The sequence below is a fragment of the Sporosarcina sp. Marseille-Q4063 genome, from assembly GCF_018309085.1.
GTDB lineage: Bacteria > Bacillota > Bacilli > Bacillales_A > Planococcaceae > Sporosarcina.
The window spans coordinates 2,769,549-2,790,959 of the sequence record NZ_CP070502.1; the positions used below are offsets into that span (position 1 = coordinate 2,769,549).

The window sequence follows — 21,411 nt, forward strand, 5'->3', positions numbered from 1 at the left end:
GCGAAGTCGTGCTTTCCAAAAAGAATGTTAGGGGGTGTTAATAATAAGTTTCCCGAGCGCAACTTCTATAATATAGAGTATATAATAAAAGTTTCCCTCGTGCAACACTTTTCTTTATAAGTATACTATTGCTAATTTCCATCTATCGTTGGGCAATTGGTTAGTAGAGGCTTGAACATTTCTGATTCGCAAGTATTTGACGAGTTTGTAACCGTAGCTTTACTATTAAATTCATATATACTTTAGTCAAACGACTAATAGCAAGCCTCAAACGATCAAACACCACAAAATTCATTCAAAAAAGGGAGAAGAATGATATGAAAGAACGCATTCTAATAATCGAAGATGAGGAAAATATTGCACGTGTTCTGCAGTTAGAACTTGAATTTGAAGGCTATGAAATAGATGTTGCCTATACTGGTCCAGATGGACTGATTAAATACCGCGAACAGGACTGGAATTTAATTTTACTCGATTTGATGCTTCCGGGTCTGAATGGACTCGATGTATTACGAAGAATTAGAGCGACAGAAGCGAATACACCTGTTATTTTATTGACAGCGAAAGATGATGTTGAAGACAAAGTAGCGGGGCTCGATCTTGGCGCGAATGACTATGTGACGAAACCATTTGAAATTGAGGAACTCCTCGCGAGAATTCGTACGGCGCTTCGATTTTCGCAACCGAGCCAATCGCAGCCCGTGGAAGACGAATATTTACATGAATTCGCTGGGCTGTCGATGCATGAACAAACCCGTGAAGTAAAACGGAACGACCGCTTAATTGAATTAACGCCGCGCGAGTATGATCTTCTTCTTCATTTACTCAAACACCCAAATCAAGTCCTATCGCGTGAGCAGTTATTAAATGCTGTCTGGGGATATGATTATTTTGGCGATACGAATGTCGTCGATGTATACATTCGGTATGTCCGGAAGAAAATTGAAACAGAAGGGGAGAGTACCTTAATTCAAACTGTGCGCGGCGTCGGATATGTATTGAAGGAGCAACCCACATGAAGTTGAAAACGAAAATACATCTATTTTCTACACTCCTCATGCTCGTAATCCTATCCCTCACGAATATAGGGATCTATTTCGTATTTGAAAAAATGGCTTATGACACGGAATACAACCAACTCCAACTCAGGTCAAACGAGATTACAAAGTCCTTCAGTAAGGTAAATGAAAAAACGGATATAAATACAGTAATCGGCGCCTATATGCCGCCCAATGGAGCAATCCGTGTTTATGATGCTGCGGGTAAAGAGATTAAAGGATTAAATACTGTTGGCGAAATAAAAAACTATAAACCTCAATTTAAACAAGATGCCGACTATTCAATTGAGAAATTTGAAGGGATTCCGGTGCTATCAATACGAACGCCTGTCATTTGGACAAATGGCGAAGTAGTTGAGCTCCAAATGATTCAACAACTTGTTGATGTGAAGGGAAGTTTGAGAACGCTCACCTTAATTCTGCTGGGCGTTACATTCATCGCAATGATTCCCATTATCATATCGAGTATCGCACTCAGTAGAATTATAACGCATCCCATCGAAAAGCTTATTGAAACGATGTCTCAAAGTAGAAAAGCCGGCACGTATGAAAAAATCAATATCCCATCGAATGGAAATGACGAAATGGGGAAAATGGCGACAACATTCAACGATTTGATGGATCAACTAGAGACAAACTATAATCAGCAAGAACAATTCGTATCAAATGCCTCCCATGAATTAAGAACGCCGTTAACCGTCATTGAAAGTTATGCGCGCCTATTAACGAGACGAGGATTCGATAATCGGGACGTTGCAGAGGAAGCAGTTGGCGCTATTCTTGGTGAATCAATTCGCATGAAAGAAATGATCGAGCAGCTATTGCAATTAGCAAGAAATCACGAACAAATGAAATTTGATTTTGCTGAGACGGATATTTATGAGCAAGTTGAAAAGACGTTACAACCGATGCGGCAAGCGTATTCGCGGGAGTTTTTATTGGAAGGGGTAAGTCCGGCAATGGCCAATACGGACGGGGAAAAACTTCGTCAACTTTTGTTTATCTTGCTCGATAATGCTAGAAAGTATAGCGATGACGTAGTTAAAACAATTATCGAAGAAAGTGACGAGGGTTTTACGATCTCCGTTATTGATTATGGAAATGGAATCCCTAAAGATGCACTGCCGAATCTATTCAATCGTTTTTACCGTGTTGATGAGGATCGCAGTCGAAAAACAGGCGGTACCGGACTTGGACTTGCGATTGCGAAAGATCTAGCCGACGGGCTCGGTGCCGGGTTAAAAGTGGAAAGTATTTATGGAATGGGGACGACAATAAGAATTTTTGTTCCAAAAGTGAGAATTCTCACCGAGTTTTAATAATCGGCGCGTAAGATGGAGATAAGGAGGCGAAAATAATGAAGAACTTGCGAAAGCCATGGGCACTCCCACTTATCTTTACGATTATCATTTTAGTTGCGGGTGGATTCTTTATAGGGAGTTTAATGACGAAAAAAACACCATTATCCAGTGAAGAAATCCAGGATCAACTTGAAACTATATACGACGGAAAAGTCGAGAAATTAACCCTTGAAAAAGGTGTTTATCTTGCGGAAATTACGCGTACCGACGCACTTTATTCAGCTGAAGTTGATGCTGTGAGCGGTAAAGTATTGGTGCTTAACCAGTTAAGTAAAGTTGAAGAGGCGAAACCTCAAATTCTTTCCGAAAAAGGTGTGCGCGAGGAAATTGCGAAAAAATATACTGGTGAAATTGAACGTCTTTCATTGAATGAAAACAAAGAGCAACCAGTTTATAACGCGGAAGTTGTTAAGGAAAAGGCGCTTGTAGAACTTCAAGTTAATGCAATTACGGGTGAAATAATTTCTGAGAAGAAGATAGAAACGACAACAGAAGATGTGCTTATTACAAGAGACGAAGCGATAAAAATTGCGCTCGGTCAGTTGAAAGGCGAAGTTGAGTACGCCGTCTTCAAAGAAACAGATGACGGCGGGTACTATTTAGTCGAAATTGAACAAGATAATGAAGACACAGATGATATTGAAGCCATATTTCATATCCATGCCATCACAGGAAAAACCTTATTCGTTGAGTGGGATGATTAATTTCTCATCAAACTCTAATAATCCTCACAAGATGCTCTCATCTTCGACGGGTAATATGAAGGTAAGATCAAAAGGAGGAAGATAAAGATGAAAAAATGGATGGCAATTCCGGCATTGGCTGGGGCAGTGGTAATAGGCGGCGTGGCAATGGTCGCAAATGCTGATAAAAGTGATAACCAATCAACAGGTGTTTTAGCAGTAGAAGCTGCAGGTAATGAAGACAAGGCAAAATTAACAGTAGAAGAAGTAGAAGCGAAAGCGATTGAAACTGTCGATGGAACTGTAACTGAGATTGACTTTGATTCATCAGACAATGAGTATGAAGTTGAAGTGGAGAGCGGATCAGTTACTTATGAGTTGGACATTAACGCCACATCTGGTGAAGTCATTAAAAAAGAGAGAGATGACATGAAGTTAGCTGTTGTGAAATCAGATAAAAAAGCGGCTCCAAAAGCAACTCAAAAAGCAACTACAAAAAACAAGAACTATATTACCGCTAAAGAAGCAATCGCGATTGCATTAAAACATTCACCAGGTACTGTAAAAGAAGTTGAATTGGATGACGACGACAAACGTGCACACTTCGAAATTGAAATTGAAGACGGTAAATATGAATACGAATATGAAATCGACGCTATCACGGGTGAAATTCTAGACTTTGAAAAAGACCGTGATGATGATTGAGGAAAAGGGCCGCTATTAAGCGCCCTTTTTTATTTTATGCAGTATAAAGCTTACCAACTTCAGCAATTTCAGCATCTCCGTCAAAATTACTAACAGCGGCATCAAGAATTTCTTTGATGTTTCCATGTAACGGGAGATGTGTTAAAAGAAGTCGTTTGACCCCCGCTAACTGCGCTAGCTTTCCCGCTTCACTTCCGCCCATATGGCCCGGCGCGACACCGATATGTTCCTCGTATAAATTCGCCTCACTAATTAACAAATCTGCTCCTTTTGAAAAATCGACAAGTTCATCGCGCCATTCAGTGTCAGCAGTTAACACAACTGAACGATCGCCAACCGTGAATTTCATAGCAAGACAATAAACAGGATGATCTGTTCGGCAAAAAGTCACGGTAAAAGGACCGATTTGCGTGGTATTATTCTCATAAATTTCAATCCCGATCGTGCGTCCTTTATAGGATAATTTTTCGAAGTTGTCGTCGTCTTGATCATGCCCATAAATCGGTAAAACCGGAGATGGATTGTTTAAATAGTATTGAATCAGTCGGCTATATTGAAGACTGCCTAAATCAGCAATGTGATCTGCATGGTAATGACTAATCACAACGGCATCTATTTTCTCCAAGGGCAAAAAGTTTTGTAAAGAGGCAAGAACACCGCTTCCGCAATCGACCAAACAATGAAATCCTTCATGTTCGATCAAAAATGAAGACGTCGCCTCATTCGCTTTTGGATAACCGCCCCAAATACCTACTGGAATAACTTTCATCCTAGAACCTCCATTCAAAATTACAAACCTTGTAGTGAGTGTATCTTGAAATGACCTTTTTGAAAAGCGCGAAGGTGAAGACAGTTCATCATAGTTAGTCTTATCGTTTAGCTATTTAAGTCTAAATACAATTCTTATATACTGAATCATATTAATAAAAAGAAACGCTTCATTTTCTGAATTTTTGATAATGAATCGCTGAGTGGAAGGAGTATTACAATTGAAAACAAAGAAGACAAGTCTCTTTCAAAGGTTTTTGAATATGGTAGAGACAACAGGGAACAGGCTGCCGCATCCGGTAACATTATTCGCGGTTTTAGCTTTATTAGTTTTAATTGTGTCATGGATTGTTTCGTCATTTGGCGTTAGCGTTGAGCATCCCGGAAAAGCCGGTGAAATGATTACCGTTAAAAACTTGCTAAGTGCTGAAGGTATTGAATATATATTTACACAAATGACTGCGAACTTTGTTGGCTTCGCGCCACTAGGTGTAGTACTCGTCACGATGTTGGGGATTGGGTTAGCGGAAGGATCCGGCTTAATCAGTGCAGTCTTGCGCGGATTTGTTTTATCTGTCCCACAACGACTGATTACACTAGGACTTGTATTTGCAGGTGTCATGTCCAGTGTTGCTTCTGACGCAGGATATGTTGTCTTGCCGCCTTTGGGAGCTGTTATATTTGCAGCGATTGGCAGACATCCACTCGCAGGACTTGCTGCAGCATTCGCTGGAGTTTCGGGCGGATTTAGTGCGAACTTATTCCTTTCTGGAACCGATGCGCTACTTGGAGAATTAACCATTGCAGCAGCGGCCATTATCGACCCTACTTACGCTGAAAACATGAATATTGCCATGAACTATTATTTCATCGCAGCATCCGTACTCGTTTTAACAGTTGTCGGCGCATGGGTTACAGAAAAAATCGTAGAACCGCGCCTTGGCGAATACACAGGTGAGTTCCGCGAGAAATTAGAGAAATTGAAACCGATTGAGAAAAAAGGTTTGACATGGGCAGGACTGTCTATTGTCGTTGCCGGTATTCTTGTTTCATTATTGATCTTGCCTTCATGGGGACCGCTTCGCGGAGTAGAAGGGGATATGCCGATTATTCGATCGCCATTTATGAGCTCTTTAGTGCCAATTATTGCAATTCTTTTCTTTGTGCCAGGACTGATATATGGAAAAGTGACGAAAGGCATTCGTGACGACAAGGACGTTGCCGCGATGATGTCAGCTACAATGGCATCAATGGGAATGTTTATCGTTCTTTCATTCACAGCAGGACAGTTCGTCGCATTTTTCTCAGAATCAAATATGGGCCTTGTTATTGGTGTGTACGGCGCGCAATTCTTAGATAGCATCAACTTAACAGGTATCCCGCTTATCTTGATGTTCATTTTAATTTCTGCGTTTATTAATTTATTCATCGGAAGTGCATCTGCAAAATGGGCAATGATGGCACCCGTATTCGTACCAATCATGATGCAACTCGGCTATTCACCAGAATTAACACAAATGGCTTACCGTGTCGCGGATTCTGCAACGAATATCATTTCGCCATTAATGACTTATTTCGCAATTATTATCGCATTTGCACAAAAGTATGATCGTAAAATGGGTATCGGAACACTTATTTCCGTTATGTTCCCATACAGTATGTTTTTCCTTCTATTCTGGACGCTTACGCTTGTCGTTTGGATGTTGTTCGGAATCGACCTTGGACCAGGTTCAGGGATTTACTATAATAAATAAGTTCTAATTTACCGCCTTGAATGATAGTCATTCAAGGCGGTTTTTTCAATCAATTCTCCAATGATTCCTTCTGCTATCGTTTAGATAGAAGCAATCGTGTGATTCAATATATTAAACGTAAGGAATCTGGTTCAATATATTAAACATGAGGATACATAATAAATGCGTGTAGTTCAATATATTAAAAAAGAGATACATATTAAAATCATGTGGATCAATATATTAAACGTAAGGAATTTAGTTCAATTTATTAAACGCGGCGATACATAATAAATGCATATAGTTCAGTATATTAAACAAAAATCCTGTGGTTTAATATATTAAACATGGAAAAACATGTTTAATGCGTCTAGTTCAAGATATTAAACATGAGAAAAGTTCAATATATTAAACAAGATAATTTTGTTAATTAGAAATATTAAAAATGCTATACTATTAGCAAGAGGATATCTGAGGGGGGAGTGCATGAAGCATGTCGGGGAAAACATTAAGCGAATTCGAACAGAGAAAAAAATGACGATTTCGGACTTGGCAAATGAACACGTCTCGCGGGGTATGATTAGTTTAATTGAAAATGGAAAAACTCGGCCTTCAATTGAACGATTGCATCATATTGCGGTTCAGTTAAATGTTGAGATAGCTGAACTTGTTGAAAAGATATCAAAAGAAGTGCTACGAAGGAAAATCACTGAAGCCATAGAGTTATTTAATAATGATGAAGTAGCTGCAGTGATTACCCTACTAAAACCAGTGCTTACGAAAATGGGTAAAAGCTATGAAGCGGCTCGTGTTTATGAACTATATGCGAAGGCTTTATACTATTCATACGTTCATTCCAATGTGGAATACTTAAAAACCGAAGACGAAAACTGGGAATTGTATGCTAACAAAGCGATTGTTTTATACATGGACTTACAAATGGAATGGCGTGTCGTTAGGGTATGGGCGTTTCTGGCGAAAATTGAATACGAACATGCCAACTATAGGGAAACAATTCAGATTCTCGACAAGGGGATCGATAAATTAATAATTGAAGATAGTTTGGAAACGAAAGCGATATATATCGAGCTACTGACCGGGAAAGTTTGGTCGTATACAGCACAGGATGATATGAATGTAGCCCATGAATTGCTAGATACAGCAATTGAATTTTCCCGAAAGAGTCTTATTCTCACAGATTACTATGGGTTGTTGAATATAAAGACCTGGCTTCTTTATGATACACATCATTATGAAGAAGCACGAAAATATGTTGCCGAAGCAAGATCATTTATTAATTTAATGCAAGATGAGTATTTATTCATTGAACATGAATTGGCGAAAGTTTTATTCGAAGAGTTTTTTGAGAATAAGTTTGAACATGCGATTGAAATGGCAGATGAATGTGAACGCTATCTAATCAGCAAATCATCTTTAAATGAAGCCGAAAAAGAGAGCTTACTAGTTTTTGCAAGGGATTTGAAAGCGCGAAGTATAACGAGATTAGGACGCTATGAAGAAGCGCTTGATTTATTTAATTCGAATATAATCGAAGTAAATGAATTCATGGAAATGTCCCCATTAGACGTAGCGATTAGGGAAATAACAAAAAGTTACAAAGCAATCTGCTTTTTTCAACTAGGAGATGTTTTAAAGGCTAGAAAGTTGGCAGGATATGCCGTCGAAAAACTTCGGGGAATGCCGTATTCGTCATACTTTCAATTTGCTCGTGAAGTGTTGGCATATGTGTCCAAAGATTAGTTGAATTCTTAGTCGATTTGCTGTTAGAAATATTAGTATTCAAAATACACTTGACATTCTGTGAATGCATGTGTAAAGTGTTACCTAATAACTAAATAGTGAAACTTTCTTATCCAGAGAGGTGGAGGGACTGGCCCTTTGAAGCCTCAGCAACAGACATTTATGTACTGTGCTAATTCCAGTAGCGCAAGCTTGGAGATGAGAAGAGTGAACAGCGTTAAAATGCCAACCTCTTCTTATTCAATGAAGAGGTTTTTCTTATTCTAGTTATAATATAATCGGAAAGAAGGAATGGCAAAATGACAAAAACACTAACAGAGACATTGACAAAAGCACCATTTAAGGCGGATCATGTAGGAAGCTTACTACGACCGGAAAGTTTACACAATGCACGGAAAAAGTTTCAAGAGGGCGATATTACAGCCGAACAACTGCGTGAAGTAGAAACTAGAGAAATTAAACGAGTTGTCGATAAGCAGATTGAAATCGGATTAGAATTAGTAACCGACGGAGAATTTAGACGTCGATTTTGGCATACGGATTTTCTAGAGCATTTAAATGGCGTGGAAGGATATGTACCCGAAGTAGGATACATTTTTAACGGCGACGAAGAAACAGAAAGATATAATATCCGTAACACTGGGAAGATTTCATTCAATCCGGAACATCCACATATTAAAGATTTTATTGAATTCAATGAAATCGTTGCTGGACGTGCTGTCGCCAAACAAACAATTCCAAGCCCGAACCAATTATTTAATATCGGAATTAGAGACGAAAACATCTATCCGGATATTGAAGAATATGCAAAAGACGTTATTCAAACTTACCGTGATGCTTTCAAAGCATTCTATGATGCGGGTGTCCGTTATTTACAACTTGATGATGTATATATTGCAGGGCTTTCCTCACCAGATATTCCTTGGAATGATGGCGAATTCTCGAGAGAATATTTAATCGATTTGGCTCTTCGTGTAGCAAACGGCGTATTGGAAGGTAAACCGGAAGATCTAGTCGTTTCAACACATTTATGCCGCGGCAACTACCGCTCTAATTGGGCATTTGAAGGTAGCTATGACCTAATTGCTCCGACGCTGCTTGCAAAAGAAAATGTGGACGGTTTCTTCTTGGAATATGACGATGAACGTTCAGGGGACTTTAAACCACTAAAGCATATTCCAAATGGCGGTGCACAAGTTGTGCTTGGTGTTGTGACTTCGAAAAATGGAGAACTAGAGGACAAAGAACTTATCAAATCCAGAATTGAAGAAGCGTCCAAATACGTTCCACTTGAACAACTATGTTTAAGCCCGCAATGCGGCTTTGCTTCAACACATCACGGAAATAACCTAACAGAAGAGCAACAATGGGAAAAGTTGAAATTCATTGTTGACATTTCGAAGGAAATTTGGAAAAAAGATTAACGGTTAATCAATCATAATATTTTAAAGTGAAAGCACACCCATGTCTCGTAAATGTGGTGTGCTTTTTTTGTGCGTGCTTATGAAACTATAAAAATATGTACTGTGGATAACTTCTAACATAGAGATTTAACATCTAGCTCCAGGCGCCAGCCCCTCGGGTCATAAGCAATCCAGCAGAGAAGAATTAACTGCATTCTTCTTGGGCAAAGGCCGCCACGTCGCTGGATTGCTTATGCCTGTCGGGGCTAAACGGGCGCCTTACGCTTTTGTTATTAAAAAGGAATAAAGACCAGGGACAAGTGAATAGACTTCTAGAAGAATCATAATAAAAGAAATAAAATTCACAGCAATAGACTATAACACTAGTTGGAGGAGATGTAGATGGATAGTAAAGAATTAAGAAACTGCTTCGGACACTTTGCGACAGGTGTAACAGTCGTCACATGTGAGACAGATGGTGGAAAACACGGATTTACAGCGAATTCATTTACTTCAGTATCATTGGATCCACCGTTACTGCTCGTATCTGTAGATCGAAAAACGAAGGCATTTCAGTTTTTGAAAAATAATCATTTCACAATAAATATTTTAAAAGAGACGCAGCGAGATACCGCGATGCATTTCGCCGGTAGACCGCAGGATATTGAACCTTTTGGCTGGGAACGGGGAACGCACTGCCACCGCTTAAAAGATTCCCTCGCGTATTTGGAATGCGAGCCATGGGCCGAATATGACGGCGGGGACCATGTTTTATACATCGGAAAAGTGATCAGCTTTAATTATTCTGAAGGAAAGCCATTAAGTTACTACAAAGGTAAATTTACATCGATTACTACATGACGAACTAGATATTTATGAATAATACTAGGGGCGCCTAAATACAATGGATTATGGACAACTCTTCATTTCATTCTGAGGCCGAGAAGGAATGAGGTATTGAACCGTTTGGCATGAACCATGCAATTAAAAGGAGGAAAGCAATAATGAAAGTAGATGAAGAAAAAAAGACAACGATTCCATTGACTGGACAAGAGTACTTGGAAAGTCTGAAAGATGGAAGAGAAATTTGGCTGCATGGTGAGAAAGTGAAAGACGTCACGACTCACCCGGCTTTTCGAAATGCAGCTCGTTCAATCGCCAGGCTCTATGATGCACTACATGATGAAAAAACGAAAGATGTTCTGACAACAGCGACGGACACAGGAAACGGCGGTTTCACGCAAAAGTACTTCAGAGTGGACAAGAATTCCAAAGAACTCCTGGAATCCAGAGACGCCATTGCCGGGTGGGCGAAGCTAACATTTGGTCAAATGGGAAGATCTCCGGATTATAAGGCAGCATTTCTTGGTACGCTCGGAGCGGATCCAGACTACTACGGAAAATACGCGGATAACGCACGACGATGGTATAAGGAAGCGCAAGAACGGAATTGGTACTTCAACCATGCGATCATCAATCCACCCGTGGATCGACATACACCGCTTGAAGCTGTCAAAGATATCTTCATTCGAACAGAAGGTGAAACGGATGAAGGCATTATCGTCAGCGGCGCAAAAATGGTTGCTACGGGCTCCGCTTTAACAAACTACAACTTCGTGGCACATTACGGTGCAGCGCCAATTACGGATGAAAATTATGCATTAGTATTTATTGCGTCGATGGATACACCAGGCGTGAAGTTGATTAGCAGAACGTCTTATGAAATGACAGCAGCCGTAATGGGAAGTCCATTCGACTATCCACTCAGCAGCCGCTTCGATGAAAATGATTCCGTTCTTGTTTTTGATAAAGCCGTGATTCCGTGGGAGAATGTCATCATTTACAAAGACATCGAAAAAGCGAATAACTTTTTCGCGGAAAGCGGGTTCCTTAACCGGTTCACATTCCACGGTGTAACTAGACTCGCAGTGAAGCTCGATTTTGTTTCAGGTTTATTATTGAAAGCTGTAAAAATGAATGGGACAGACCAATTCCGCGGCGTTCAAGTGAACGTGGGCGAGGTTATTGCGTGGAAAAACATGTTTTGGGCATTAAGCGATGCGATGGCATTGAATCCGGACGAAGGACGAAACGGCACAGTCTTGCCCAATTTGAATTATGGACTCTCTTATCGGATGTTCATGTCCGAAGGATGGCCGAAGGTAAAAGAAATTATCGAGAATGTGGTCGCTGGCAGTCTAATCGCGCAGCCATCAAGTGCAAAAGACTTTAAAAATCCGGAGTTGAGACCGTATTTAGATAAATTATATAGAGGATCATACGGCGTTAAAGCGGAAGAAAAAATCAAGCTCATCAAATTACTATGGGATGTCATTGGAACTGAGTACGGCGGCAGGCATGAATTATACGAACGCAATTACTCCGGGAACCATGAAAATATCCGACTCGAAAACCTGGTAGTTGCCAATATGAGTGGACAGGCGGACCAATTCGAGAAGTTTGCGGAGGAATGCATGAATGATTACAACTTAGACGGTTGGACAAACGATACATGGATTAATCCGGACGATGTAAGCTACTTTAAAAAATGAATAGTAAAGTCTTTTTGGATAGGGTGAATGGAAATGAGTGATGGGTTAGCTTATTTCAAAAATATATACGATGTTGTTCCAGATTGGGTGCAGAAAATGCATGATTATCATGCTGATGCGCTGAGTCACTACACAGCATTACGCAGCGACATTATGAAAGACGGTAGTTTGTCGACGAAAGAAAAGGATCTTCTTCTCGTCGGCATGAACGCGGCTAGACTGTATGAACGCAGCATGGTTTATCATACAAAAAGTGCGATGAATCAAGGTGCGACGATTCCTGAACTCGTCGAATATCTACTTATTCCGTATGTGTATAACGGCGAGGAAGCCCTGAAAATAGCTTTTAAGTCATTGGAGTGCGCACTCTCTTTTGAGGACGGGGCAGTTACGGAAGATGGTTCATTAGAAGAGATTCTAATAAGAATGATTCAATTAATGAGAAATGAAGACACGAGTTTCATTGAGAAGTTGCTAGAATCTGTCCGCGCTGGTGATCCAATGTTTGTGGAAAATTTATTTAAAGAAGGCATTGTTTCATCAAAACTAAAGTACATTTTGATGGCAGGCATTTACACAGTCGAACTTCAAGGCGGGGCTGCTGGAAAGTGGATTGATGCGGGTCGCGAAATCGGCGTTTCGGAAGAAGAGTTGGTTGAAATGGGTTTGATCAGTATGTTAACAGCGGGAATTCCAGCTTGGTTTGAAACGAGCGATTCCCTGCTGTAAACGGCTAAAAACGTAAAATCTTAACTAGGGGGCATGAAGCGATGAATCAAAAAGTGGTTGATGTTTATAATGGCATGGTAACAAAGTTTAAAGAGTTAATAAGCGAACATGAACTGGACCATAACGATTACGAGACATTCGTTGGTTGGCTTAACAAGCTTGGCCAAGCAGGTGAAGTTCCGCTTTTCATGGATGTTTTTTTCGAAACGCATGCACTTCAAGAAATGTATAAAAATGTAAAAGGAACAGAACCCACAATTCTTGGACCGTATTACTTGGAAGATGCGACAAAACTAACTGCACCTTATGTTCTCCCGATGCGCGCAGATGAGCCAGGCGACGTCCTGTTCTTTAGCGGAACAATTAAGGATGTAGATGGAAACCCGCTAGCCAATACGGTAGTTGACATGTGGCAAGCAGACGCGAGCGGAGAATATTCCGGTTTTGCGGATGGCATTCCAACTGAAAATTTGCGCGGTATTTTCCAAACAGACGCAGATGGAAACTTTGAAGTGCAAACAGTCATTCCTGGAGATTACTCAATTCCAACAAATGGACCAACTGGTCAATTTTTAGAGTGGATCGATTCCCACCCAACTCGACCGGCTCACTTACATTTCTTATTTAAACCTAAAAATGGCGATACGCTTATTTCGCAAGTATTCTTTGAAGGAAATAAATACTTGGACAGTGACGTCGCAAAAGGCGTCCGAGGCACACTCATCACAAAACTCACAAAACACGACGGCGCCGAAAAAGGATTGGATAAAGACTTCTATAAAGCGCATCTAGATTTCGCTTTACGACTGCAAGATCAGCCGGTTTTTAGTTAATAAAAAATGAGAGTAGAGAGGGATTTAAATATTCCTTTCTACTTTTTTTGTGTATTTAGAGTGAGTCAAAGGTCACGACTTGCAAGCAAAGCGATTTGAATGCAAGCAAACGTATACTGAGTGCAACCAAACTACTCAATACTGCAAGCAAACAGAGGTCGAGTGCAAGCAAAACCAACTGAAGTGCAAGCAATCCTAACACGCAAAGTAAAACAAAAAAACCGAGTACCTGAATAATAACTCATTCAAGCACCCGGTATAATTACCATCTTATTTCTTCTCGATTAATCCCGCTTCAACAAGAAACTCTTCCGCTACGCGTTCGACCATCATGCCGTCATTATCAACTTTACCGTTCATAATTTGCATAGTTTCCTCATCGATTTTCCCTTCAAGAAGATTTAAGACTTCTTCAAGTTCAGGATATCTTTCAAGCGTTTCTTTTCGGACAAGCGGTAGCGCATGGTACGGCGGGAAATAAGATTTATCATCTTCCAACACGCGTAAATCATACACTTGCAGTTGTCCGTCCGTCGTGTAGGAGTTAATCACGTCGACTTCACCCGCGCTGATAGAGCGGTACATCATGCCGTGGTCCATCCCTTTGACGTTTTTGAAATCAAGATTATATTCTTTTTGAAAACCCGGTAAGCCGTCCGGTCGGTCAATAAATTCAAACACCGCGCCCAAAGTGAAGTCCCCTGAGTACGCTGCGAATTCACTAAAAGTGTGAATATCAAGATCTTCCGCAATCGATTCATCAAGAGCGAGCGTGTACGTATTGTTAAAGCCAAACGTGTTAAACGCGACAATGCCGTCGCCATCAACGAGTTCTTTCGTCATTGCAAGCGTTTCTTCAGCTGTTCCTGGATCTTTATGATAATACGTCACAACAATCGTTCCTGTGTAATCAGGAATGACGTCAATATGCCCGTTAGTCATAGCGTTCCAGACAACCGACGATCCACCTAGATTTTCTTTATAAAGGACTTCAATGTCCGTTTTATGTTCGATTAATTGCCCCATTACATGCGACAAAATAATACTTTCCGTATTGTTCCGAGAGCCGAGTCTGAGCGAATCTTTTTCGATAAAGATACAGCCCGATAACATACTTACCACTAGAGCAGTTAATGCTGCGAGTATCAGTTTCTTTTTCATGATTACTTCAATCCTTCCGGCGTTGTCCAACGTTCAACTGCACTAAAGAACGTTTCAAGGATAAGCGCAAGAAGTGCAGCAGGGATAGCTCCTAGTAAAATCAATCCATCAATGCCTCGTGTAATTCCAAGGAAAATGAAATCCCCAAGTCCGCCAGCACCGATAAATGCTGCAAGCGTCGCGTTTCCGACGTTAATAACAGCCGCTGTACGAATTCCGGCCATGATGACTGGAACCGCCAAAGGCAATTCGACTTTAAACAAAATTTGCATGCTCGTCATGCCCATCCCTCGTGCCGCCTCAATCGTTGCAGGATCGACATCTTTAATGCCTGTATACGTATTTCGCATAATTGGAAGCAATGAGTAAAGGAATAACGCGGCAATCGCTGTTTTTACACCAATTCCAAAAATAGGAATCATAAATCCGAGCAACGCCAAACTTGGCACTGTTTGTAAAATACCAGTTCCGCCGAGGACAATTGTTTTAAGCTGAGGGACACGCGTCACGACAATTCCGAGTGTAACAGCGAGCGTAGTGGCGATTAGCATCGAAAAGAATACGAGTTGAATATGAACTGAGGTAGCGCTTAGCACTTCACCCCAACGTAATTCAGTTTGTTCAACGAGTTGTTGCCATATATTTAAATTATTCATTTATATCTTCCTCCGTTTCCGTCCACGGGCTGGACATGGCAGAGAGCAAGGAGCCGCGTGTGACAAGTCCTACGATTTTGCGATTACTATCGACAACAGGAATCATTCCATGTGGCGCATCGTCAATCATAATAATGGCATCTTTCGCTGTGTCCGAGTCAAGTAAAACGGGATCCGCAGGGAGCATGATTTCATCAACTGTTTTGATGTTATTGAAATCTTTGATTAAATCATAAGCAGATACAATTCCGAGTATCTTCTTATCATCATCCGCGATGACGAGATGCGTGATTTTCCGTTGGCGGATAAGCGATATAGCTCTTTCCGGAGAACGATGTGGAAGAGAAGTAACAATTGATTCTGACATAATTTCAGTAACCGGCATAAGTTCTGGATTTTGGATAATACGATGCTTCCCGATAAAATCCTCAACAAAGCCGTGAGCAGGTTCTTGTAGTATTTTTTCTGGAGTGTCTAACTGAAGTAAACTGCCATCTTTCATAATCGCTATACGGTCGCCCATTTTTAGTGCTTCATCCATGTCATGCGTAACAAACACAATCGTCTTTTTCAACTTTTTGTGTAAAGTAATCAATTCGGCTTGTAATTGTTCCCGTGTAAGTGGATCGAGCGCGCTAAAAGGTTCATCCATCAGAATAATATCTGGATCAGCTGCAAGTGCTCTCGCAATCCCGACACGTTGCTGTTGCCCACCCGAAAGTTCCTTCGGATAACGGGTTGCATGAATTTCAGGATCCAACCCGACCAATTCTAATAGTTCGGTAGTTCGTGATTTAATATCTTTTTCATTCCAGCCTTTAAGTTGGGGAACAACTGCGATGTTTTTCTCAATCGTATAATGAGGAAAAAGCCCGACTTGCTGAATGACATAGCCGATATTTCGGCGGAGTTCGGCAGCGTCGTATGACTTGACGTCTTTGCCGTTAATGGAGATTGTGCCGCTTGTGTGGGGGATAATGCGGTTAATCATTTTCATTGTTGTTGATTTTCCTGAACCACTTGGACCGATAAGAACAAGTAATTCACCTTCATGGATTTCAAATTCGACAGATTTTACTGCTTGAAATCCACCGTCGTACGTTTTTGTGACATTTTCAAACTTAATCATAGGTACCTCCTGTATTTTTTAAAAAGCCCTGTATTTCCGAGATGAACCTAACCAAATCGAAGGGGGGCATGGTGACATATTCTATCCCAAAAGGCTATAGGAATCATGTCGCATTCATATAGTGTAACACATTCAACTGGATTTTGCATGAGTCGGAATTGGAATAATTCGAAGATTGGGTGAGAAGTCAAGTGGAATTATGCATCTAATTGCGTCTAGTACACATTTTTCGTTATAGTGTAAATAAGTAAAGGAAGTGACGGCATTGGATATGAATATTTTCATTGTAGAAGACGATTGCGCTATTTTTGAATCGTTAAAAACGAGACTTGAACAATGGTCATTTACTGTGACAGCTCCTGATGACTTCCAAGATGTGATGAAGTCTTTTTTTGCCAATGAACCGCATCTCGTCATACTCGACATTCAACTTCCCGCATATGACGGTTTTCATTGGTGTCGGGAAATTCGTGCAGTGTCAAAGGTTCCAATTATTTTTCTGTCGTCCCGAGACCATCCAATGGATATGGTCATGGCGATGAATATAGGCGCGGATGATTATATTCAAAAACCGTTTGACACGGATGTTTTACTCGCGAAACTACAAGCTCTTCTCAGGCGAACATATTCCTACGGGGAGGAAACACCTGATGTTCTTGAATGGAACCGTGCCATGATTGATATGAAGCGCGGCATCATTCGCATGGATGGAATTGAAGTTGAGTTGACGAAAAACGAATTCTTTATACTGACGGTCCTCGTGGAATCAAACAACGAAATTGTATCCCGCGATGACCTTATTCGGAAATTATGGGATGATGAACGATTTGTGAATGATAACACGCTAACAGTGAATGTGACGAGACTTCGCCAAAAACTCGCGGAAATCGGCCTTGGTGAAGCGGTTGTAACGAAAAAGGGGCTTGGCTATATGGCCATTACACTGTAGAAATGGGGTATCCGCATGTTTATTCGCTACATAAAAGATATGAAAAGTTGGATACTCTTTTTCATTGGCGCGATTGGATTTATTAACCTTATCATATGGCTTGATCAAGGAATCGCTGTGGAAATTACGTCGGCACTCTATTTCAATATGTTAATTTTGCTCTCGTTTATAGTATTTATTCTCTGGCGTTACCGAGTTGAGACGAAGTTCACCAAAGAGCTTGCTTCTCTAATAGAGGCGGGAATTGATGAGTGGCATATTGCATTGCCGGACTCGACTTTTTCACATGATGAGGTAACCAAAAAAATGCTCCATCAAGCAGCTGAAAGTTTTTCGAATGAACTATCCGAAATGAAAAAAGTGAATATCCATGAAGGGGATTACATCGCTTCTTGGGTGCATGAAGTGAAAACGCCACTCACGGCAATGAAACTGACGATAGATGAACATCGCGGCGATCCTGCTTTTCGAAAAATCGAGTCAGAGTGGCTGCGTCTTCATTTACTCGTTGACCAACAGTTGTCGATTTCGCGTTTGGCATCGATTGAAACGGATTATGTGATAGAGAAAACGAACTTGCAAAAGCTTGCTTCCGCGGAAGTGCGAGAACTTGCTTCATGGTGCATGGATAAAAATGTCGCCGTCGAGTTTGAAGGGGACAATGTAGAGGTAGTGACGGACGTTAAATGGTGCCGTTTTATGATTCGACAGTTTCTAACGAATGCGGTGAAGTACAGTCCAGAAGGCGGAACAATCATTATCGAAACGAAAATTAAATCATCGAGGAATGCAAGTATGTCTATTACAGACGAAGGCCCGGGGATCAAACCGCATGATCTCCCACGTATTTTTGATAAAGGATTCACAGGAGGCACGGGAAGAATACATAATGCAGCGACAGGACTGGGTCTTTATCTTGCTCAAACGGTCGCGGTAAAAATGGGGATTCTCCTTGAAGCTCGTTCTAATGAAGCGAAAGGAACGAAGATGGAAGTTGTATTTCCGACTGAAAATGAATTCGATAAAATGCTAACGTGACAACAATGTCACATTGGACAGCCTCTTTGTCATCACAATCAAACGACCACAAGTCAAATGCGCGATATGATAAGAACAGGATTGAAACAGGGAGGAACCAAAAATGAATAAAACACATACATCGCAAGAAACTGTTCTACACGCGCAAAACGTTCGCAAATCATTTGGAACAAGGGGAAATGTGCAGGAAGTATTGAAAGGAATCGATCTTCGCGTCAACAAGGGGGAATTCGTCGGCATAATGGGACCCTCAGGGGCTGGAAAAACTACGCTGTTGAATGTTCTAGCGACAATCGATCGTGCGACAGGCGGCGCGATTTTGATTGACGGAGATGATATTTCGAAGATGAAAGATGCTGGGTTATCAGCGTTCCGTCGCGACAAACTCGGGTTCATTTTCCAAGACTATAATCTCCTCGACACATTAACTGCAAAAGAAAATATATTGTTGCCAATTTCACTTGGAAAAGTGAAGAAGAAGGTAGCGGAGGGACGATTCAACGACATCGCAACAATTTTGGGGATCACTGACATTGCGCATAAATACCCGCATGAAATTTCCGGTGGACAGAAACAACGTACTTCGGCAGCGCGCGCACTCATTAATGAACCATCTATGGTATTCGCAGACGAGCCGACAGGGGCACTTGATTCGAAATCAGCATCATCGCTTTTAGGAACGATGGAAGATGTTAATAAAAAGCGCGGCGTCACAATCATGATGGTGACACATGATGCGATCGCTTCAAGTTACGCGAGTCGCGTTGTTTTCTTGAAAGACGGGCAGATTTATTCGGAACTATATCGCGGCGACAAAACGAGACAAGCCTTTTTCCAGGACATCTTAAAAGTCCAAGGCGTTCTCGGGGGTGACAGCGTTGACACTATTTGATCTTGTCATTCGCAGCATGCGGAAAAACATTAAGCATTATTATCTTTATTTCTTCGCGCTCATTTTTAGCGTCGTTCTATACTTCGTCTTTGCGACATTGCAATATGACTCCGCAATTCTAGAGCGGGCAGAGCAATCAATGAAGTTTTCTTCCGCGTTTAAAGTTGCAGGTGCTTTGCTGATTTTTATCGCTGGGATTTTTATTGTTTATGCAAACGCCATTTTTCTAAAACGCAGAAGCCGCGAAATCGGTTTATATCAATTGATCGGATTGAATAAAGGGGCAGTTTCACGCCTGTTAATTATTGAAAATGCCATTCTAAGTGCCGGCGCACTCGTCATTGGAATCGGCGTGGGGATACTCGTTTCCCGTGTGTTCTTATTATTACTGATGAAGTTGGTTGGTTATGAAGGATTTATTGCTTTGTCATTTTCAACTGCGGCAGTTGTTCAAACGGCTGTTGTCTTTATTGTAATTATTCTACTGACCACTATACAAATGATATACGCGGTTTATCGAAATACGTTAATTAGTTTATTTAATGCAGATAAAAAAGGTGAAAATCCAAAGAAGCCGAAAACATTCGTATCAGCAACACTGGCACTTTTGGGAATCGGTCTAATCGTTTTTGGTTATTGGTTATCCGGAAATATGATGAATGAAATGCTGTTTTTCAATATGATTGCTGTCCTTGTATCAACAATTTTAGGAACGTATCTAGTGTTTCGTGTCACGATTAGTTGGTTGTTTTATCAAATTCGTGCTAGAAAACAAGGGCATCTTGGATTGAATAATAGTTTATCAATTGCATCACTCATGCATCGCATGAAAGGAAATGCCAACTCGCTGACCATCATTACTGTATTGTCTGCAATGACACTTGCGATGCTGGCAGGTTCCTACTCGCTTTATTATTCGACTGAAAAAGAGTCGCGATATATGATGCCGCATGATTTTATGTTTGAAAGTGATGAGGGATTGGCGGAACAATTTGGCGAGGAACTTAGAGAAAACGGCATTGATTTTACAAGCGAAAAAATTGAGTTGCTAGGTGTATGGGGTTCATTTGAGAAGGATATTTTCCCAGAATGGGATGGACCGATGGATGGTACGTACGGATTTTCGATTGTGAGTGATCAACAGCTTAAAAATGCCGGTTTGCAAGTTGAGGCTCCTGCGAAAGGAACAGCCATTATGCATGATATGAATTATTCGATGTCAATGAAAAATATGAAATTGCCGTTTGACGTCAACATAACTAGTGGTGAAAGCGACAGGCAATTTCGTATAACCGAGTTGGGAAGTGGAAACGTTGTGAATTTCGTTTCTGTAGGTTTTCAACTAATCGTCAATGATGCGTATTTTGAAGAATTAAAAGAACAATTGCTCTTTGAAAATGAAGGGAATAGAGTTCTAGATGTATATGCAATTAATTTACTAGATAGAAATCAGCTCAAGGCTGCGTCTACAATATTTTCACAGTCAAAGTATAAAGATAATGCCGAAGGAGAGAATTACGCCTATCATACAGATTACTATTCGATGTATGAGAATGGAATCCAAACCAATGGGCTATTGATCTTTATTGCTGGATTCTTAGGCTTGGTATTCTTAATTTCAACAGGCAGCATCCTATACTTCAAACAAATGACAGAAGCCGAACAGGAAAAACAAAGTTACGCGACGCTTCGTCAGCTCGGATTTACGGTGAAGGACATTATGAAAGGGATTATTCGCAAGCAAATGTTTGTTTTCGGATTGCCGCTTGCGATCGGTTTATTGCATTCCGTGTTTGCGATAAAAGCGGCGTCATTCCTATTCATGTCTGATATCACAGTGCCAACGACCATTGTGATGGGAGTATATGCATTAATTTACATTGTATTTGCGTTCTTGACTGTAGGTTACTACCGGAAAACAGTAAAAGCAGCGCTTTAAAAAGCTGAAATCGTACCGATCTGGAATGAAATTATCCAATCAGTACGATTTTTTCAACTAA

At 40.8% G+C, this 21,411-nt stretch carries 19 protein-coding genes and 1 riboswitch; of the genes, 15 read left to right on the forward strand and 4 right to left on the reverse strand.

All coding sequences use genetic code 11. From position 1 onward, the window contains the following. Window positions 1-317: 317 nt before the first annotated feature. From JSQ81_RS14390 to JSQ81_RS14405, 4 genes are all read left to right on the forward strand, one after another. Window positions 318-1,019 (forward strand): response regulator transcription factor, encoded by a 702-nt coding sequence (locus JSQ81_RS14390; RefSeq protein ID WP_212604711.1) that lies wholly within the window; start codon window positions 318-320, stop codon window positions 1,017-1,019. Next, the gene (locus tag JSQ81_RS14395) at window positions 1,016-2,377 is read left to right on the forward strand and encodes a HAMP domain-containing sensor histidine kinase (RefSeq protein ID WP_212604712.1); all 1,362 of its coding nucleotides are present in this window, start codon (window positions 1,016-1,018) and stop codon (window positions 2,375-2,377) included. The genes JSQ81_RS14390 and JSQ81_RS14395 overlap by 4 nt, the downstream gene beginning before the upstream one ends. 38 nt (window positions 2,378-2,415) lie before the next feature. Beyond that, window positions 2,416-3,123: a PepSY domain-containing protein gene (locus JSQ81_RS14400; protein ID WP_212604713.1), complete on the forward strand. Its 708-nt coding sequence runs from the start codon at window positions 2,416-2,418 to the stop codon at window positions 3,121-3,123. 87 nt (window positions 3,124-3,210) lie between these two features. Beyond that, complete coding sequence (locus JSQ81_RS14405) at window positions 3,211-3,807, forward strand: PepSY domain-containing protein (RefSeq protein ID WP_212604714.1); 597 nt, start codon at window positions 3,211-3,213, stop codon at window positions 3,805-3,807. A 34-nt stretch (window positions 3,808-3,841) separates the two neighbouring features. Here JSQ81_RS14405 and JSQ81_RS14410 read toward each other — a convergent pair whose 3' ends face one another. Then, window positions 3,842-4,576 (reverse strand): MBL fold metallo-hydrolase, encoded by a 735-nt coding sequence (locus JSQ81_RS14410; RefSeq protein WP_212604715.1) that lies wholly within the window; start codon window positions 4,574-4,576, stop codon window positions 3,842-3,844. A gap of 262 nt (window positions 4,577-4,838) precedes the next feature. On the opposite strand from JSQ81_RS14410, the gene JSQ81_RS14415 reads away from it, so the two are divergent. The 7 genes from JSQ81_RS14415 to JSQ81_RS14445 all read left to right on the forward strand — a co-directional run bounded on the left by JSQ81_RS14415 (window position 4,839) and on the right by JSQ81_RS14445 (window position 13,586). After that, window positions 4,839-6,329 (forward strand): AbgT family transporter, encoded by a 1,491-nt coding sequence (locus tag JSQ81_RS14415; protein WP_371812549.1) that lies wholly within the window; start codon window positions 4,839-4,841, stop codon window positions 6,327-6,329. Window positions 6,330-6,794: 465 nt separating this feature from the next. Next, complete coding sequence (locus JSQ81_RS14420) at window positions 6,795-8,069, forward strand: helix-turn-helix domain-containing protein (protein WP_212604717.1); 1,275 nt, start codon at window positions 6,795-6,797, stop codon at window positions 8,067-8,069. Between the two features lie 106 nt (window positions 8,070-8,175). After that, a riboswitch (SAM riboswitch) is annotated at window positions 8,176-8,274 on the forward strand. A 94-nt stretch (window positions 8,275-8,368) separates the two neighbouring features. Further along, entirely contained in the window at window positions 8,369-9,493 is a 1,125-nt protein-coding gene (locus tag JSQ81_RS14425; protein WP_212604718.1) for a 5-methyltetrahydropteroyltriglutamate--homocysteine S-methyltransferase, read from the forward strand. A gap of 381 nt (window positions 9,494-9,874) precedes the next feature. Beyond that, entirely contained in the window at window positions 9,875-10,333 is a 459-nt protein-coding gene (locus JSQ81_RS14430) for a flavin reductase family protein (RefSeq protein ID WP_212604719.1), read from the forward strand. Window positions 10,334-10,476: 143 nt separating this feature from the next. Beyond that, a complete protein-coding gene (locus JSQ81_RS14435; RefSeq protein ID WP_212604720.1) occupies window positions 10,477-12,024 on the forward strand; it encodes a 4-hydroxyphenylacetate 3-hydroxylase family protein in 1,548 nt (515 codons plus the stop codon). Window positions 12,025-12,057: 33 nt separating this feature from the next. Continuing rightward, window positions 12,058-12,753, forward strand: coding sequence for a carboxymuconolactone decarboxylase family protein (locus tag JSQ81_RS14440; RefSeq protein ID WP_212604721.1), 696 nt, complete (start codon window positions 12,058-12,060; stop codon window positions 12,751-12,753). A 41-nt stretch (window positions 12,754-12,794) separates the two neighbouring features. Next, window positions 12,795-13,586, forward strand: coding sequence for a dioxygenase family protein (locus tag JSQ81_RS14445; RefSeq protein WP_212604722.1), 792 nt, complete (start codon window positions 12,795-12,797; stop codon window positions 13,584-13,586). Between the two features lie 270 nt (window positions 13,587-13,856). Here the strand turns inward: JSQ81_RS14445 and JSQ81_RS14450 are convergent, their stop codons facing one another. Genes JSQ81_RS14450 through JSQ81_RS14460 form a run of 3 tightly spaced genes read right to left on the reverse strand, consistent with a single transcriptional unit; the run spans window position 13,857 to window position 16,532 of the window. Continuing rightward, window positions 13,857-14,747 carry a glycine betaine ABC transporter substrate-binding protein gene (locus tag JSQ81_RS14450; protein WP_212604723.1) on the reverse strand — a complete coding sequence of 297 codons (891 nt, stop codon included), beginning with the start codon at window positions 14,745-14,747 and terminating at the stop codon, window positions 13,857-13,859. A gap of 2 nt (window positions 14,748-14,749) precedes the next feature. Then, window positions 14,750-15,403 (reverse strand): ABC transporter permease, encoded by a 654-nt coding sequence (locus JSQ81_RS14455; RefSeq protein WP_212604724.1) that lies wholly within the window; start codon window positions 15,401-15,403, stop codon window positions 14,750-14,752. Beyond that, the gene (locus tag JSQ81_RS14460) at window positions 15,396-16,532 is read right to left on the reverse strand and encodes a betaine/proline/choline family ABC transporter ATP-binding protein (protein WP_212604725.1); all 1,137 of its coding nucleotides are present in this window, start codon (window positions 16,530-16,532) and stop codon (window positions 15,396-15,398) included. Before JSQ81_RS14460 ends, JSQ81_RS14455 begins: the two co-directional genes overlap by 8 nt. A 271-nt stretch (window positions 16,533-16,803) precedes the next feature. Here JSQ81_RS14460 and JSQ81_RS14465 point away from each other — a divergent pair, with 271 nt between their 5' ends. The 4 genes from JSQ81_RS14465 to JSQ81_RS14480 all read left to right on the forward strand — a co-directional run bounded on the left by JSQ81_RS14465 (window position 16,804) and on the right by JSQ81_RS14480 (window position 21,350). Beyond that, complete coding sequence (locus JSQ81_RS14465) at window positions 16,804-17,481, forward strand: response regulator transcription factor (protein WP_212607677.1); 678 nt, start codon at window positions 16,804-16,806, stop codon at window positions 17,479-17,481. A gap of 15 nt (window positions 17,482-17,496) precedes the next feature. After that, a complete protein-coding gene (locus JSQ81_RS14470; protein ID WP_212604726.1) occupies window positions 17,497-18,519 on the forward strand; it encodes a sensor histidine kinase in 1,023 nt (340 codons plus the stop codon). A 103-nt stretch (window positions 18,520-18,622) separates the two neighbouring features. Continuing rightward, window positions 18,623-19,411: an ABC transporter ATP-binding protein gene (locus JSQ81_RS14475; RefSeq protein WP_212604727.1), complete on the forward strand. Its 789-nt coding sequence runs from the start codon at window positions 18,623-18,625 to the stop codon at window positions 19,409-19,411. Beyond that, a complete protein-coding gene (locus JSQ81_RS14480; protein WP_212604728.1) occupies window positions 19,398-21,350 on the forward strand; it encodes an ABC transporter permease in 1,953 nt (650 codons plus the stop codon). Before JSQ81_RS14475 ends, JSQ81_RS14480 begins: the two co-directional genes overlap by 14 nt. The last annotated feature ends 61 nt before the right edge of the window (window positions 21,351-21,411 follow it).

What these genes read in the sequence shown, in the direction of transcription:
- JSQ81_RS14390 (WP_212604711.1), top strand. Translation starts at nt 318, where the DNA reads ATGAAAGAACGCATTCTAATAATCGAAGATGAGGAAAATATTGCACGT.
- JSQ81_RS14395 (WP_212604712.1), top strand. Translation starts at nt 1,016, where the DNA reads ATGAAGTTGAAAACGAAAATACATCTATTTTCTACACTCCTCATGCTC.
- JSQ81_RS14400 (WP_212604713.1), top strand. Translation starts at nt 2,416, where the DNA reads ATGAAGAACTTGCGAAAGCCATGGGCACTCCCACTTATCTTTACGATT.
- JSQ81_RS14405 (WP_212604714.1), top strand. Translation starts at nt 3,211, where the DNA reads ATGAAAAAATGGATGGCAATTCCGGCATTGGCTGGGGCAGTGGTAATA.
- JSQ81_RS14410 (WP_212604715.1), bottom strand. Translation starts at nt 4,576, where the DNA reads ATGAAAGTTATTCCAGTAGGTATTTGGGGCGGTTATCCAAAAGCGAAT.
- JSQ81_RS14415 (WP_371812549.1), top strand. Translation starts at nt 4,839, where the DNA reads ATGGTAGAGACAACAGGGAACAGGCTGCCGCATCCGGTAACATTATTC.
- JSQ81_RS14420 (WP_212604717.1), top strand. Translation starts at nt 6,795, where the DNA reads ATGAAGCATGTCGGGGAAAACATTAAGCGAATTCGAACAGAGAAAAAA.
- JSQ81_RS14425 (WP_212604718.1), top strand. Translation starts at nt 8,369, where the DNA reads ATGACAAAAACACTAACAGAGACATTGACAAAAGCACCATTTAAGGCG.
- JSQ81_RS14430 (WP_212604719.1), top strand. Translation starts at nt 9,875, where the DNA reads ATGGATAGTAAAGAATTAAGAAACTGCTTCGGACACTTTGCGACAGGT.
- JSQ81_RS14435 (WP_212604720.1), top strand. Translation starts at nt 10,477, where the DNA reads ATGAAAGTAGATGAAGAAAAAAAGACAACGATTCCATTGACTGGACAA.
- JSQ81_RS14440 (WP_212604721.1), top strand. Translation starts at nt 12,058, where the DNA reads ATGAGTGATGGGTTAGCTTATTTCAAAAATATATACGATGTTGTTCCA.
- JSQ81_RS14445 (WP_212604722.1), top strand. Translation starts at nt 12,795, where the DNA reads ATGAATCAAAAAGTGGTTGATGTTTATAATGGCATGGTAACAAAGTTT.
- JSQ81_RS14450 (WP_212604723.1), bottom strand. Translation starts at nt 14,747, where the DNA reads ATGAAAAAGAAACTGATACTCGCAGCATTAACTGCTCTAGTGGTAAGT.
- JSQ81_RS14455 (WP_212604724.1), bottom strand. Translation starts at nt 15,403, where the DNA reads ATGAATAATTTAAATATATGGCAACAACTCGTTGAACAAACTGAATTA.
- JSQ81_RS14460 (WP_212604725.1), bottom strand. Translation starts at nt 16,532, where the DNA reads ATGATTAAGTTTGAAAATGTCACAAAAACGTACGACGGTGGATTTCAA.
- JSQ81_RS14465 (WP_212607677.1), top strand. Translation starts at nt 16,804, where the DNA reads ATGAATATTTTCATTGTAGAAGACGATTGCGCTATTTTTGAATCGTTA.
- JSQ81_RS14470 (WP_212604726.1), top strand. Translation starts at nt 17,497, where the DNA reads ATGTTTATTCGCTACATAAAAGATATGAAAAGTTGGATACTCTTTTTC.
- JSQ81_RS14475 (WP_212604727.1), top strand. Translation starts at nt 18,623, where the DNA reads ATGAATAAAACACATACATCGCAAGAAACTGTTCTACACGCGCAAAAC.